Here is a 15,472-nt window from a genome sequence, read left to right as displayed (position 1 = left end):
AATGAAAATGATAATCAATATCAATTTGATGTTTAGGAGATAGCGTTTAAATGTACAAAGACAATCAACTACTGTCCCATATTTTTTATCAACCTATACAAATAGTGAAATTAAATGAAATGTTAAGTGACATAGAAACACAATTCACCTACCCATTTATGGTCATAGTATATGAGGGATATATAGAGTGTACGCTTCAAGGTAGGCACATTAGGCTTAGTTCAAATTCTGTTATGCTTTTAGATAATACTGACGATTTTCATCTTCTAGAAACATGTGAAAGCAGAGGGATCATCATTCAATATCGTGTTTATGGCTACAAAATTGATCGTTTATTGCAAGCTTCTATCTTAATTGAGCAATGCTCCTATCGACTGATGAAATTAGCTAAAGAAGTAGAAAAAGAAGCAAACACTGAGAGCAATAATCCATTTCGTTTACAAAAATTATTTGGTGAAATGCTAGAAGTGCTATACAGCCTTTTACGTGAAAATAATCAAAAAAAAGAAGGACTATGGATTGATAAAGTACTTCATTGTATTCATCTACATTTCCGTGAAGAATTAACAAGAGAGCAGATGGCCAAAAAAGCACAAGTAAGTCCAGAGCATTTTTCTCGTACGTTTCATAAGCACACAGGCTATACATATAGTGAATATATAACATGGCTAAGAATACGAGAATCACAGAAAAGGCTATTGTTTACAATGCCTAAATTAGATGAGCTTGCCGAGGAAGTTGGCTACAATGAAGGAACTTATTTAAGTCGGAAATTTAAAGAAAAAGTAGGTGTATCACCAACAGTCTATTATCAGAAATCGAAGCGTGTCCTTGCACTCAATACCAATCATACAGCATGCTTACTAGCTCTTGGTATTACGCCGGTGTTGGGTGTATACTCTCCATTTCTAGAGGGTATCAAGCCTGTCCATAATACGCATAAACTGAAAGGCTATGAGTATGATATTGCTTCAAATTATCAGGCAATCACCGCAGCCTGTCCTGATATCATTATTAACTACAGTGGTGGTGATGAAAAACCATTATTACTGTCAGTAGCTCCTATATTCGAGCTACCATGTAGAGAATTAAGCTGGCGAGAGCAATTTGGGTTGATTGCCCATATCGTTGATAGACAAGAAGTATGTAAGAGCTGGCTCCAGCAATATGATGAACAGATAGCTCAGTGTAACGATATTCTTGACCAACAACATGGAGCAAGAGGGACTGCTATTGTTTGGGAAATAGGTAGTCATCAAGCATATTGTTTAAATAGTAGTCATGGAAGAGGGAGTCATATACTGTACGAAGATTTGGGCTTTAGTCGACCAGCTGCGATTGTCACACGAAATATTGAACAAACAGGTTACTTAACAGTAGATATTGAAGATATTGCTTATTTTCAAGCTGATTATATATTCGTCACTGCTCTTCCTACAAAAGATTTTGGAAAAGAGCATCTCTTGAGGGTATTACATTCGGAAAAATGGCAGTCACTTACAGCGGTTCAAAAGAAACAGGTGTACTTTTTGAATCAGTATGAATTATTTTATGGCTATGACCCATTATCTACAGCTATGCAATTACAAAAATTAATGGAAGTATTAACATCATAAATATACAGAGCAACAAATCACTTTCATACATAGACAGTTATTTTACAATCTTCTACAATTTGTGAGAATGGTTATCAACTGGTATGTATGGAGGGAAAAAATTGCTGACACAAAATAGAAAATTCATAGCGCCACTATTTCTTTTAATATTACTTCTGTTAACGGCTTGTGGAGAAAAGGAGAAAAATTCTAGTCCGACTACAGTGCAAGATACAAAAGAAGCAGAGGCAAAAACTGTTCAGACGACAAATGGTGAGGTTGTTATTCCGACTAGTCCTCAGCGTATTGTAGCAGAGGAGTATATTGCAAGTTTGCTTGTATTAGATGTGAAACCTGTGGGAGCTCCTGGGTTGGCACTTGAAAACTATTATTTAAAGGATGCATTAAAAGATGTAGAAGAAATCGGTGACTATGGGAAACCGTCGATTGAGAAGATTATCGCGCTCAAACCTGACTTGATTATTACTGGCAATGGGGAAAATTATGATGCTTTAAGTAAAATTGCTCCTACAGTTGTCATTCCCTATGGTGAATTAAAGGATGCGCACGAAGAACTTACTTATTTCGGTGAGTTGCTTGGCAAAGAGCAAGAAGCTAAGGATTGGCTGGCGCAATATGATCAAAAGATTGCCGATGCCAAAGCACAGGTAGATGCGATTATTCCAAAGGATGCAAGCTTCTCTATTATGGAGGACGCAGGCAAAACGTATTATGCATATGGTGATAATTTTGGACGTGGTGGGCAACCAGTCTATCAGGCACTTGGTCGCAAACCACCTGCTAAAGTAGCAGATGAAATGATGGAAAAGCAGTGGGCTGAAATTTCCGAAGAGGTGCTGGCAGATTATGCAGGAGACTACATTATTTTGACTTCAGATGATCGTACAGTTGAAGATTTTAAGAAAGATCCAATATGGGGTAGCTTGCCAGCAGTAAAAAATGATCATCTTTATGTTTGGCCTGAGGAGCGTTCATGGTATTATGACCCAACAGCCGTGTTGGCTCAGGTAGAGGAATTAACAAACTGGCTCACGAATAAAAAATAAGCTAAATAATTGAAAATGCTAGTACAACATACTAAATAAAATTAAATGAAATTCCATAAAATCACTCAGGCATTGGATTGTTTGAGTGATTTTTCTATGCTTATACAGGTTTATATTGAGAACGATTATCAATTATAATAAACTTGTAGGTAGTGAAGAATTGGAAGGAATGATGTAGGATGCTACCAAAAGAGGAGTTTCTATTTCTTTGGAATCACGCAACGATCAAAGTGCTCGATATAAGATATGAGCTATTCAAACCTGAGGAAATCGGAAAATCATATAAATTGCCTGCAAATATGTTTCTTTATGCCACAGGTGGTGGTGCGGAAGTTCAAATCGATTTAATAAACTATACACTAGAGAGCTTTCATCTTATTCACGGTGGAAAGGGCACCACACTACAAATAATGGCTACAGACAAAGGCTTTGAATATTTTTTAATATTTTATCGAGCTTCCATTCCTTTAACCTTAAATAAAATGATAGCAAGGGCTTTACAAACAAATAATCCTTTCAACTATCAATACAGTCTTGTTCCTAACTCACCTATTACAATGTTTGAAAAAATATATTTTATGTATAAGAAGTGGGAAAATGCCAATAGCCTCAGCAAATTTACTGTTAAATCGCTATTCTATCAATTATTAAATGAAATTTTCATGCAGTTAGATCAGGACAGTGTCGACATTCAAAAACTAAATGTCTCTAGTCAAATTAAAGCCTACCTAGAGCAAAATTATGCACAGCCATTGACCTTAGAATCCATTGCGAAGGCATTGCGCTATAGTCCATCTCATTTATCCATTCAATTCAAGCAACAATTAGGTTGCAGCCCGATTGAATATTTAATTCAGCTACGGATTGAAAAAGCTTCTATTTTGCTTGAGAAGACAAATGCTAGCTTACGCGATATCGCTATGGGTGTGGGCTATAGTGATGTCTATTATTTTAGTAGACTTTTCAAAAAGAGAGTAGGCGTTTCTCCTACAAAATTCCGTCAAAAGCAAAAAGTAAGTGATCTGATAAAAGATAGTCCTTCAATGTCTGAAAGATACTCCATTGTCGATTGGAGCTTCCAAGATTATATTGAGAATGGTTATCAATATAATGAAAGGAAGTATGAACCAATGAATAAAAGAGGATTATCAGCTTTTACAACACTCTTTCTATGTCTGACGCTTTTATTAAGTGCTTGCAGTAGTGGGGCATCAACCAGTACACAGGGCGGGGAAAAACAAGCCTCTACCACTCAAACAGTAAGCGAATCACAAACAAAAACTGTCTCTACTATGAAAGGAGACGTAGAAATACCTGTTAACCCTGAGCGAGTAGTGGTGATGTATTATACAGGTGATGTACTAGCATTTGATGTGACACCAGTGGGTTCTTCTAAAATACAAGAGGGAGCAGCATTTGAGGAAGAATTAAAAACAGTTGAAAGTTTAGGTGAATGGTTTGAACCAAATGTCGAGGCAGTAATCCAATTAAAACCTGATGTCATCATTATCCCAAGTAAGAATGAGCTTTACGATCAAATGGAGAAAATTGCACCTACTGTCATGATCGATTTCTCAACCTCTCTAGATGAACGTTTAACAAAGATTGGTGAAGTACTAGGGAAAGAGAAAGAAGCAAAAGAGCTTTTAGCTAATTTCTATACAAAAGTAGAGGATAGCCAAGAGAAGCTAGAAGAGGCAGGTATTTCAGATAGAACGGTTAGTATTATGGAAGGCGGCAAAGGAAAAATGTCTGTTGTAACAAGTTATACCTTTGGACGTGGTTCTCAAGCTATTTATGAGTATTTAGGAATAAAAGCACCAGATATTATTCAAAAGAAAATAGATGATAAAAACAACACCAATGAGGCAATCGATGTTTCATTAGAAGTATTAACAAATTATGCAGGAGATTATGTGTTCCGCTCATCTTATGAAGGAATGGTAGATTTAACAGATCATCCAGTTTGGGCTAACATTCCTGCCATTAAAGAAGGAAGGCTTATCGAAATGGATTTTGGTTTTTGTTACTACAACGACATTTATTCATTATCAAAACAGCTAGATTTCATTGTGGATCAACTAGTTGCTACAACTAAATAAGTTAAAATAAGAATGGTTTACCTCATAAATGTTTATTGATACATAACATTTATGGAGCGGTTATATTTTTATTTACGATGAGATAAATTTGATTATTTGACTTCGAAGTGCACTTGTAATAATAGAGATTATTTTCCAAAAAGAAAGCACTAAAGAAACCAACATTGTTTCTTTAGTGCTTTAATTTAATTTCTTATGATTTGGAACGTGCCAGGAGTAGTAGTTTGGATAATATGACGATTTCCACTGATGATAAAGTCAGCTGGAACTTGCTTGCCAAAACCATTTGAGCGATTGAAGGAAGAATTGGCTGGTAAGCCTTCTATAATGATTTCCATATTAGCATCAAAAGTTACTGGTTCCTTGTTTAATGTTGCTATAAGTGTAATGCGATTGCCCCTTTTTGTAACTTGAATGTCCATCACCCCTTCATCTTCATTGACAAGTGTATAAAGTGGAGGAATGATAATGGTCATTTTGTCTTTTGTTGTTAGAATAAAACGTTCCGTGTCATTTTCTGATGCGGCTACATTAATTTTGGCTTTATAGATATTTTTATTTTTTGTCATAGCTGTAGTTTTCCCTGGGACAGCTGCTGCATCAGATAAAACAGGTGTTTTAGGGATGTTATCTTTTGTAGGAAGTGTGTGTTTTCCTTGTACAAAATCCACTAAAGTCCATACATTTGGGACGAGTTGCTGTTGAACAGGTGTTAATGCTTCAAAAGAAGTTTTGACTGCCTGCACATCCTGAGCTGTCGATGTTTTTGGTGATAAAGCTGCAATAGCGTTTTCAACTTCTTTAGCTGCTGCCTTATCCTTTACAACCAGCTGTTCTGCATCAAGTAATTGTTGCTCGATACCTACAGGTAAAGAAATATTTGAAAACCTACGTAATGCATTAAGCTCTGCTCGGGCATTGGCTACATCTTTATGGAACGAGAGACGAGATGAATTAATCAATTGAATTTTATTAACCACCTTGTCAACAGATGTATTTGGCGCGATATAGGAAGTTAGAATTTTTTGCGCAGATGCACTTACAAAGGTTTTTTGCGCTGCATTCAGGGTATTATACCAATCTTTTGTTTCAATAACATTTTGATAATAATTAGAGGACGTAGAATCCACAGAATACAATTTCTCTTCAATTTGTGCTGCAAGCTTACGATAAGCAATTCTTGTCTGCTGATGTGCTGACAATGTGGAGTAGTTCGTAACATACTGTTTTTCTGTTTCCGTTAAAGCATTGTAAGCCTTCAAAGCTGCCTCTAAATTTGTTTGGAAAGTAGCAGTTGTATTGTTAATGTTGTTAATTAGTTGTACAACATTTGCCACGTTAGCATTGTAGCTAGCAAGTATGTAGGCTGGCTTTGAAATTTCGGTAGCCGATGCTGGTGCGCTGTAAAGAAGGGAGGGTACTGCCACTAAAGACAGTAATACTAATTTTTTTTTATTTTTCATATGATGAGAAACCTCCTATTTCCATAATTATTATAGATAAAATTGGCCTCGGTTCGCAGAGGTTTATCCAATATATGGTGTTGTTTTAATTTTATCATAGCCTAGGATATTTTTAAGCATTTTTAGATGAATAGGTAGATAGTTGATAGTTTTTTTGCCTATCTTTCGACTCTAAGTGAAATACTCATTGTGACTTGTTGAAACAAATCGTACAGCCAGTTTCATTAAGGGCTTAGATGATGATAGCTTCAAACCAAATGCATCCTTAACACAAGCCAAGCAGTTGTGGTGATGAACCGTATGTTTGAGAGCGGGTGTGTGAGGAGGCCACAAATTCTCACTTTTATTTTATCAAGATGTGACAGAACAGCTTTCAAAATATTAAATATTAGTGGCAAGAGGTGCTTGTTAATGTTTAGAAATTGTTGAGGAGGTTATGTTAATTTTTTATTGTTGTGATTATTGTGAGAATCATAGCGTACAATTTGAAGAAGAACTAGATATGCTATTATCTAGTTCTTTTATTTTTTAATAATATGAACGATATCTACAAGTAAGTTATGTTGGTATGGTGGCTGATTTATTGAATTACTTAACTTGTTCAGGATTTGTTTAGAAAAGTGTAGTAAGCTATTATTTGTAATCTTGTCAATGTCTTAAATCTTAAATTAACCGAGAAAGACTTGGCTTTTTTGTAAGCCTAGTCTTTTTTGGTTACTAAAAATGAATATTATCCTAATTCAAAAATCAGCTTATTGGAATGAGCCTCCTTCTTGTAATAGTAAAATGCTATGCTGAATAGCATTTTTCACAAGAGTTTGTATCGACAATGGAGGAACAAATAGCTTTATTTTTGGGGGTACGTCCTATATGATTTGTACTCTGTCACCAAAGCGTATTTGTTCTATAGGCGCGTCAAGTTTTAATTCGTAGTCAATTGGTACAGTTAAATCGACATTCTAAAATCAAAGCTCATTTATAGATAATCACTAAAGGCGAGTAACAATTCCTCCATCTTCTCTCATTATCAACACCATGTTAGGAAATAATAGAATTCGGTGTATTAAAGAAAAAACGGATCGGAGCAGCTAAAATAAATAATAATAGGTAGCACAGATCAATGGTTTGAATTCGCATATTTTCCTTCATCAATTCAGGTAGGAATAAAAATAGAAAAACTAAGCATACTGCTAATTGAGTTCCTTTGGAAAAGTTTGTGGTGCATTCCATTGTCAGTAAATCTCCTAAAATTATTTCTCTATTAAAGCCACCTTGTATATAGTGATTGGCATGAATGCCATAATAATGTCGCTTTCGGTGGTATTTAGCGTAAAATAATATGTAACAGGTCTATTTATAGGAGCATCCTTTGCTTACATGCTAGAGCATAAAAATGAAATGATTTTCCGTGATACGCTTCTAGAGTTATTTTGGCCAGAGTCTGATGTTGATAAAGCATCAAAACAGCTTTATACAGCCACTTATACCATACGGAAAACATTAAAAAACTATTGGGTTGAGGGCGTGAAGATTTTAAGTCCATTGCTGAGTTCTGGCTACAAACTAGTAGTTGAAAATATTGTAGTGGAAGTAGAACAATGGCTATCTCGCTTAAAATCATTACCTTCAATACAGCAGACAACAGTCGATGAATATGAACAAGTATTCCAGATGTATACGGGTGATTATTTAGGAGACTGTGGTTGCACCATGCTCAGCGACTAAGCGAATTTTACATAAGAAATGAAAGTTACAATGCTGCTATAAAGGTGCAGGAAAAAGTGCAAGAACTATACGTTGATGCAGAAGATAACTATTTTACTTTAATGAAGCTTTATGAGCTACTGAGTAATTCAGCTGCCGTTGAGGAGCAATACTGGCTGTTAAAAAAGATGCTTCAAGAGCACTTGGCAGTGGAACTAAGTGAGGAGGTTGAGGTTTGGTATCGTAGATGGAAGCAGGCAAATGCTATAATACAAGTAGATGCTTTTAACTAGATAGTTTTTTAAACAGGACTCTGTAGCTTTCAGAGTCCTGTTTTTAACTTCAAACAGCCTAATTTTTACCTGGCTTATACTGTCCCGTGTAGGTAGAAATCGCACTATTTAATTGATCTACCGCATATGACACATCCGATTGAGTCGAATTGCTATTAACTAAAAGTGATTCAGCGTGTGAAATGGCTGAGTTAAAAATATACCACTCATTGTATGTTGTCCAATTAGTAGTTGATGGTATACCTATCCCATTTTCTGAAACCATCACGTACATATCTTTTGCATGATTTACAAGTGATTGTAGATAAGTTTTATCAACATATTGTCCACTATTTCCAGGTTTATAGGCATTCTTATAAGTCCAAATAGCATTATTTAAATTATTGATAGCATTGGCAATATCTGCTTGAGTAGCATAATAATTATTTACGACTGCTTGAGCAGATGAAACAGCAGAATCAATTGCGTTTTTCTCTGATTGAGTAGTCCATTGAGAATTATATGGAATATTCGATCCATCCCAAGACACTGTAACATATTGAATAGAATTAATTAAAGACTGTAGTGATGCCTTATCACCGTAGCCATACTTTGTGCCATTCTTTTGTGCAGCCTGGTAGACTACCAGTGCATTTTTATATTGAATGATGGCGTTCTTCACTTGTTCTTGAGAGGCGCTATTATTGTTCGCTACAGCTCTTGCAGTCACTACAGCAGAATCAAATACTGCACGGTCTGTATGTGTTGTCCATTTATCCGTATTTAATATATCATAGCCGTTTACAGATACTTGTACATATGGCGGGGATGCAATTAGTGCATTAAGTTCTTTTTTATCAATGACAGGGAGCGTTACTGAGATACGGCTATCGTTCACCTGTACATTATTTACTAGATGCCCTGAATCTAAAGCTACTTTAGCTCCACCTTTTACAACGATTTGCTCAATTTTACCTTCTCCATAAAGGTTGAAATCTTTTGTTACATCAATTGTAAGTTTTTCAATATTAGCCATTGCTCCAAAGGATTCTACTTTGCCTACTACCTCTACTTTGGAAAGAAGTTGATCAGACGATACGTTGACTTTAGTACGGGCTAAATTGATGTTTGATGATTTCATATCGATTAAAGTAACGTATAGCCAACTTACCTTTTTCGTTACAATTGGTTTTAGTGTAATTGTTTCACTTACTACTACATCATCAAGTGTAACAGCTTTTTTTACTCTGTTTGTAATGATAAGCTGACCATCCACACTAACGTTTTGAACTTTTACATAGTCCGCGTTAACAGTGAGGTCTCCAGAGATTTGTGCGTTACCTCCATCAAAATAAACAGATTTTTTGCTGGTACCTGCTTTGTTTAATATTAATGCTGTAACGTCGGTAATTTGTCCGTTTCTCACGACAATAGTTGCTCGGGCATTGGATAATGCTGTTTTATTTGATGTATTGAATAGGGGCTTTAATGCAGATTGAATTCTAAATGTACCGTTAGATGTTATCACAGTATCTTTTGTTATATTTTTGATCGTTACGGATTCACCTATTACCTTTTTGGCTGCTGCCACCTGTGTCTCATATAAATTTGATTGTATTTGAGATGTTGTGGCACTTGCCGTAGACATTGGTAATACTAGTGTCGCTGTAATAGCCGTGACCATTAATGTTGATAGCGCTTTATTTTTCAATTTAAGTCACTCCAATCATTCTATTTAATAGTTAATATATCATATTTTTCTATAATTTAGAATTAGAAGAGGATGTTTTACTATGAATCTCCATTCAAATAAGTCATTAGTCCTTTATATTGAAAAATAAATGTTTGGTGAAGTATCGGTATTTTTCTCTATAATTCTGTAAATTTTCTACTTTATTCGCTAAATATTTTATTGTGATACAATCATCCATCCATTATTATTAGTATAAAAGTGGGGGTGTTAGTTATGAAAAAATCAAGAGGAATTGCCTTAAAACTTTCTTCCCTTATAATAGGATTATTTCTTATTTTATTTTTATCCTATACTGTCATAACGGGGATTATTATAAAAAAGCAAAGTGTTGAAGACGCAGAGCATGGAACATTACAATCGGCTGAATCTTCTGCAGCTATTATGAGTGAAAGATTTAAGAAAGCCAATACGACATTACAAACAACAAAGCGTATCATAGAAAGCATGGAGAAGAATAATACGTTGTCTACCAAGGGTGTCATAGACGTAATGGAAAACAATTTAGCTAGCAATAATGACATTCTTGGAGTAGGAGCAATCTTTGAGCAAGATTCTATTATTTTAGAACCAACTGAAGCTGCTTTAGTAGATACTAAAAAACGTTTTATCCCTTATTTAAGTAAGAACGGAAATGATATCTCGACTGCTCTAATCGAAGGTATTGATGATAAGAGTATTTCTGAATGGTATTGGGTACCAAAAGAAGAGAGACGTGCAGTTTTGACAGAGCCCTATGATTATAATGTAAACGGCCAATCCGTATTAATGACAACCATTTCAGTGCCATTAATCAATGCTTCCGGGACATTTTTCGGTGTATTGACTGCCGATGTATCAATAGATTTTTTAAATGATTTAACAAAATCGAATGCCCCAGAAGGCGGTTATGCGGCAATTATTACGAATAAAGGTGTGCTAACAGCTAACAGTTTTGGTGATGAGCTAGTTGGGCGCAATATGCAAGAGGATCCTACTTGGACAAGTATTAGTAAGACAATGGAAAATGGTGAACTAACAAGTATGTACGTTGACTCTAATCAACTGAAGGAAAAGGCCTATAATGTTTTTGCTCCAATGATTTTAGAGGGTATTGACGAAACATGGACTGTTCAAGTCGTGTTAGCTGAATCAAAGATTCTAGAAACATATAATCATGTATTTGTATTTACGATTATTGCTTCCATTATTATGGTGGTTTTGATGACAGCTGCAAGTGTGTTATTCATCTATAAACAATTAAAACCACTTAAATTTTTACGTGCATCGATTGAAACTGCAGCCGAAGGGGATTTAACACAAAAGGTAGAAGAGCGATATATTAAGCCTGATGAAATTGGTGCAGTTGCTGTGGCCTATAATAATATGTTAGATAAAACCAATAGTGCGATTCAAACTGTACTAAATTCCACGAGGTTATTGAACCAATCTTCTAATCAGGTAAATGAGGCATTTAATGAGGTAGTTGCTTCTAGTCAGGAGGTTTCCGTAGCTATCAACGAGATTGCACAAGGAGCTTCGAAGCAATCAGAGGATACAGAAGAAACAAATTATCGAATGATGGATTTATCAGATCAGATTGATGCTATTACGGCTCTTTCTAATGAAATGGATGAGCTATCTCATAAAACAGGTGTAACAACGGAAAAAGGATTGCATGAGGTTGAAAGTTTAAGAGAACGTAATATGGAGACAAATGAAATGAATGGGCGTATCCAGCAGCAAATGGAATCATTAGCTTCTAATATTGCCAATATTAATCAGATTATTGCTTCGATTCAAAGCATTACCGAGCAGACTAATCTGCTAGCTTTAAATGCAAGTATTGAGGCTGCACGTGCTGGTGAACATGGTAAAGGATTTGCTGTAGTTGCAGAGGAAGTTAGAAAGCTAGCAGAACAATCTAAGAATGAAACAGAAATTATTAAGAGTACAGTAGAAAGTATTCTTGAAAATTCTCAGCAGACGGTTGCTGTGATTGCATCTAATGCAGATTTAATGCAATCTCAAAATGAGTCCGTACAAAGCACGCAACTAGCATTTAAAGATAGCAGTGATTTGTCGGGTTCAATTGCAAATTCTATTAGTGATTTAATGAATAAACTATCTAGCATGTTAGAGCATAAAAATCAGGCAATCATGGCTATCCAAAGTATTTCGGCTATTTCAGAGCAAACAGCAGCCTCTGCGGAACAAGTAAGTGCTTCTGCAATGGATCAACAAGTAGAATTACAAAAAGTAGCAGAGTCTATTCAAAATATGAACGATATTTCAAACGAGCTACAAGAAGTTGTAAACCGATTTAAGCTTGCTTAAAAAGAAAGGCTGCCTTCAATATAGAGGCAGTCTTCTTTATGGTGAAAGCCGGAGAAATTGACCTAGAAGGAATTCAACACTACTATTAACACTGGAAGGGGGACATTGATATGATGTATCTCGGAATGATTTTCTTTCAAATTGTTGTACCTATTTTAGTGTTACTTGTAATAGGCGCTATACTACAAAAGAAATTTCGCTTTAATTTAAAAGCATTGTCTCAGCTTATTACATATTGCTTTATGCCAGCAGCTGTTTTTGTAAATTTATATGAAACACATGTGGAATTAACTGTACTGGGAGAGGTCGGATTATTTATTGTACTCTTTATCGGTAGTCAAATGATACTCAGTCACTTTATGGCAAAAGGGTTAGGTTTAGCTAGAACAGAGGCAGCTGTCTTTAAAAATAGTGTTGTGCTCATTAACTCGGGTAATTACGGTATTCCAGTGGCTCAAATGATATTTGCCACGCAACCTATTGGAGTAGCCATTCAGGTCATGCTCGTAATCTTTCAAAATATGACTACGTATACATATGGTTTATACAATTTAATTTCTTCTACAAAGTCAGGTATGACAATCATCAAGGATTTCTTTAAAATGCCTATTATTCATGCGCTTATTATAGGTGTCGCTATGAATTATTTTGATATCGGTATTCCACAGTTTATCAAAATACCAGTAGAACATGTGGCAGATGGATTTATTGCTGTGGCTCTAATTACTTTAGGTGCGCAATTATCACAATTAGAGATGAAATCAATGTTTAATAAAACCGTCTTTATCAGCTGTTTTACGCGATTAATTATTGGACCATCTGTTGCATTGGCCATTATTTATATATTGGGATTAGATGGAGTCGTCGCACAATCACTGTTTATAGCTAGTGCTTTTCCAACATCCCGCAATAGTTCTAGTCTAGCATTGGAATATGATGTAGAATCAGCAACAGCCGCGCAAGCTGTTTTATTTTCAACCATTGTAAGCTGTATAACTGTAACCATTGTGATCTATTTTGCAGAAGTATTATTTACCTAGTAAGATAAAAAATAACTTCCATCTCTTAGTATTATCTGCTACACTAGCATCAAACTAAATAGTATTAACTAGGGGAGTCTGATGAGTCAGGCTGAGAGGGAAACGCTACGAAGTTTCTTGACCCTTTGGACCTGATCTGGCTCATACCAGCGTGGGAAAGTTAAGAAGCTATTGCAGAGTATGCAATCAATAGACCTTTACATTCGTGGCCGGATCCAAATAATTATTTTGGATTCGGCCTTTATTTTTTGGATTGTTGGGGTGAGCTAGAATCGGTCCTTATATCAAAATAAATTTAAGGGAGAGAAGTAGCTCATGTCAGCAATTAGTGAAAAGAATATTACCATTATGTCCAGCTTTGAAGGAAGCAAAAAAGTATATGTGGAAGGATCACGCCCAGATATTCTAGTACCTATGCGAGAAATTGCATTAAGTCCGACAACAGGCAGTTTTGGAAATGAAGAAAATGCTCCTATTCGAGTATATGATACGAGTGGGCCCTATACAGATCCAGCCTACCAAGTAGATATTACGAAAGGTTTACCTGCCTTACGAAATGCATGGATTCAAGAGCGAGGGGATGTAGAAGCATATGAGGGACGCTCCATTAAACCGGAGGATAATGGCTTTCGTCATGTTGATGACCCGCGTATTCAAGAAAATGTCTTCCCTGAGTTGGCGAGAAAGCCTTTGCGTGCTAAAAAAGGTAAAAATGTGACACAGCTTCACTATGCACGAAAGGGAATTATAACGCCTGAAATGGAGTTTGTAGCGATTCGTGAAAATATGGATCCTGAATTTGTACGTTCAGAAATTGCAGCTGGGCGTGCTATAATGCCTTCTAATATTAATCACCCTGAGGCAGAGCCAATGATTATTGGGCGTAATTTTCATGTAAAGATCAATGCGAATATCGGGAATTCTGCTGTATCTTCTTCCATTGCAGAAGAAGTTGAGAAAATGACCTGGGCAACTCGATGGGGCGCAGATAATATTATGGATTTATCGACTGGTAAACATATTCATACAACTAGAGAATGGATTATTCGAAATGCGGCAGTGCCAGTGGGAACAGTGCCAATTTATCAGGCTTTAGAAAAGGTAAATGGTGTAGCAGAGGATTTAACGTGGGAGGTTTATCGTGATACTCTCATTGAACAAGCTGAGCAGGGTGTGGATTACTTCACCATTCATGCAGGTGTCCTTTTACGCTATGTACCACTAACAGCAAATCGTGTGACAGGTATTGTATCTCGAGGTGGCTCTATAATGGCACAGTGGTGTTTATATCATCATCAAGAGAATTTCCTGTATACACACTTTGAGGAAATCTGTGAAATTATGAAAGCCTATGATGTTGCTTTTTCCTTAGGTGATGGTTTACGCCCAGGCTCAATTGCAGATGCCAATGATGAGGCACAATTTGCAGAGCTTGAAACACTAGGCGAGCTAACACAGATTGCTTGGCAGCATGATGTTCAGGTAATGGTTGAGGGACCAGGTCATGTACCAATGCATTTGATTAAAGAAAACATGGACAAGCAATTAGAGGTTTGTAAGGAAGCTCCCTTCTATACATTAGGACCACTCACAACAGATATTGCTCCAGGTTATGACCACATTACATCAGCCATTGGGGCAGCCATGATTGGCTGGTTTGGTACAGCGATGCTTTGTTATGTGACACCGAAAGAGCATCTTGGTTTACCGAATCGCGAGGACGTTCGTGTGGGCGTTATCACTTATAAAATTGCTGCACATGCTGCTGATTTAGCAAAAGGTCATCCAGGTGCACAACAACGAGACGATGCACTGTCTAAAGCGCGCTTTGAGTTCCGTTGGCGTGATCAATTCAATCTGTCACTAGATCCCGAGCGTGCAGTGGAATATCATGATGAGACACTGCCAGCAGAGGGAGCAAAAACAGCACACTTTTGTTCTATGTGTGGGCCTAAATTCTGTAGCATGAGAATTTCACAGGATATTCGTAATTATGCGAAAGATAAGGATTTGAATACGACTGAAGCGATCCATCAAGGTATGAAAGAAAAGGCTGAGGAGTTTAAAAAAGCAGGCAGTCAAATTTATCAATAATGAAAGAAAAGGCTTATGTCAAAAAAATAGACATAGGCCTTTTCTTAATAAAAAAACTCCATGTGAATA

General features: G+C 36.3%; 10 protein-coding genes and 1 riboswitch. Of the genes, 8 read left to right on the top strand and 2 right to left on the bottom strand.

Translation table 11 applies throughout. The features are described 5' to 3' along the window. Positions 1-50: 50 nt before the first annotated feature. From VK91_RS03185 to VK91_RS03175, 3 genes are all read left to right on the top strand, one after another. Positions 51-1,616, top strand: a complete 1,566-nt coding sequence (locus VK91_RS03185; protein WP_048390738.1) for an ABC transporter substrate-binding protein — start codon at positions 51-53, stop codon at positions 1,614-1,616. A 101-nt stretch (positions 1,617-1,717) separates the two neighbouring features. Continuing rightward, positions 1,718-2,662: an ABC transporter substrate-binding protein gene (locus VK91_RS03180; RefSeq protein WP_048390736.1), complete on the top strand. Its 945-nt coding sequence runs from the start codon at positions 1,718-1,720 to the stop codon at positions 2,660-2,662. Positions 2,663-2,841: 179 nt separating this feature from the next. Further along, positions 2,842-4,764, top strand: a complete 1,923-nt coding sequence (locus VK91_RS03175; protein WP_048390735.1) for an AraC family transcriptional regulator — start codon at positions 2,842-2,844, stop codon at positions 4,762-4,764. Between the two features lie 185 nt (positions 4,765-4,949). Here the strand turns inward: VK91_RS03175 and VK91_RS03170 are convergent, their stop codons facing one another. Beyond that, positions 4,950-6,227, bottom strand: a complete 1,278-nt coding sequence (locus VK91_RS03170) for a hypothetical protein (RefSeq protein ID WP_048390733.1) — start codon at positions 6,225-6,227, stop codon at positions 4,950-4,952. Between the two features lie 1,377 nt (positions 6,228-7,604). Between VK91_RS03170 and VK91_RS23005 the strand changes: the two genes are divergently transcribed. Further along, positions 7,605-7,952, top strand: a complete 348-nt coding sequence (locus VK91_RS23005; protein WP_048390729.1) for a hypothetical protein — start codon at positions 7,605-7,607, stop codon at positions 7,950-7,952. A 56-nt stretch (positions 7,953-8,008) separates the two neighbouring features. Continuing rightward, a complete protein-coding gene (locus VK91_RS23000; RefSeq protein ID WP_231595568.1) occupies positions 8,009-8,224 on the top strand; it encodes a hypothetical protein in 216 nt (71 codons plus the stop codon). A 58-nt stretch (positions 8,225-8,282) separates the two neighbouring features. Here the strand turns inward: VK91_RS23000 and VK91_RS03150 are convergent, their stop codons facing one another. After that, the gene (locus VK91_RS03150; protein ID WP_048390725.1) at positions 8,283-9,914 is read right to left on the bottom strand and encodes an FIVAR domain-containing protein; all 1,632 of its coding nucleotides are present in this window, start codon (positions 9,912-9,914) and stop codon (positions 8,283-8,285) included. A gap of 255 nt (positions 9,915-10,169) precedes the next feature. On the opposite strand from VK91_RS03150, the gene VK91_RS03145 reads away from it, so the two are divergent. The 3 genes from VK91_RS03145 (at position 10,170) to thiC (ending at position 15,403) form a co-directional block, all read left to right on the top strand. Beyond that, entirely contained in the window at positions 10,170-12,269 is a 2,100-nt protein-coding gene (locus tag VK91_RS03145) for a methyl-accepting chemotaxis protein (protein ID WP_048390723.1), read from the top strand. Positions 12,270-12,379: 110 nt separating this feature from the next. Beyond that, on the top strand, positions 12,380-13,309 hold the full coding sequence (locus VK91_RS03140) for an AEC family transporter (RefSeq protein ID WP_048390721.1): 930 nt from the start codon (positions 12,380-12,382) through the stop codon (positions 13,307-13,309). Between the two features lie 60 nt (positions 13,310-13,369). Beyond that, positions 13,370-13,484, top strand: a riboswitch (TPP riboswitch). A gap of 140 nt (positions 13,485-13,624) precedes the next feature. Next, entirely contained in the window at positions 13,625-15,403 is a 1,779-nt protein-coding gene (thiC, locus tag VK91_RS03135) for a phosphomethylpyrimidine synthase ThiC (protein WP_048390718.1), read from the top strand. Positions 15,404-15,472: the final 69 nt, after the last annotated feature.

Origin of the sequence: Lysinibacillus sp. LK3, assembly GCF_001043675.1 — a bacterium.
In the GTDB taxonomy this organism is placed as follows: domain Bacteria; phylum Bacillota; class Bacilli; order Bacillales_A; family Planococcaceae; genus Lysinibacillus; species Lysinibacillus capsici.
Note: the sequence above shows the minus strand (reverse complement) of the source record. Positions and strands in the feature narration are given on the sequence as shown.

What these genes read in the sequence shown, in the direction of transcription:
- VK91_RS03170 (WP_048390733.1), bottom strand. Translation starts at nt 6,227, where the DNA reads ATGAAAAATAAAAAAAAATTAGTATTACTGTCTTTAGTGGCAGTACCC.
- VK91_RS23005 (WP_048390729.1), top strand. Translation starts at nt 7,605, where the DNA reads ATGCTAGAGCATAAAAATGAAATGATTTTCCGTGATACGCTTCTAGAG.
- VK91_RS03175 (WP_048390735.1), top strand. Translation starts at nt 2,842, where the DNA reads ATGCTACCAAAAGAGGAGTTTCTATTTCTTTGGAATCACGCAACGATC.
- VK91_RS03145 (WP_048390723.1), top strand. Translation starts at nt 10,170, where the DNA reads ATGAAAAAATCAAGAGGAATTGCCTTAAAACTTTCTTCCCTTATAATA.
- VK91_RS03185 (WP_048390738.1), top strand. Translation starts at nt 51, where the DNA reads ATGTACAAAGACAATCAACTACTGTCCCATATTTTTTATCAACCTATA.
- VK91_RS03140 (WP_048390721.1), top strand. Translation starts at nt 12,380, where the DNA reads ATGATGTATCTCGGAATGATTTTCTTTCAAATTGTTGTACCTATTTTA.
- thiC (WP_048390718.1), top strand. Translation starts at nt 13,625, where the DNA reads ATGTCAGCAATTAGTGAAAAGAATATTACCATTATGTCCAGCTTTGAA.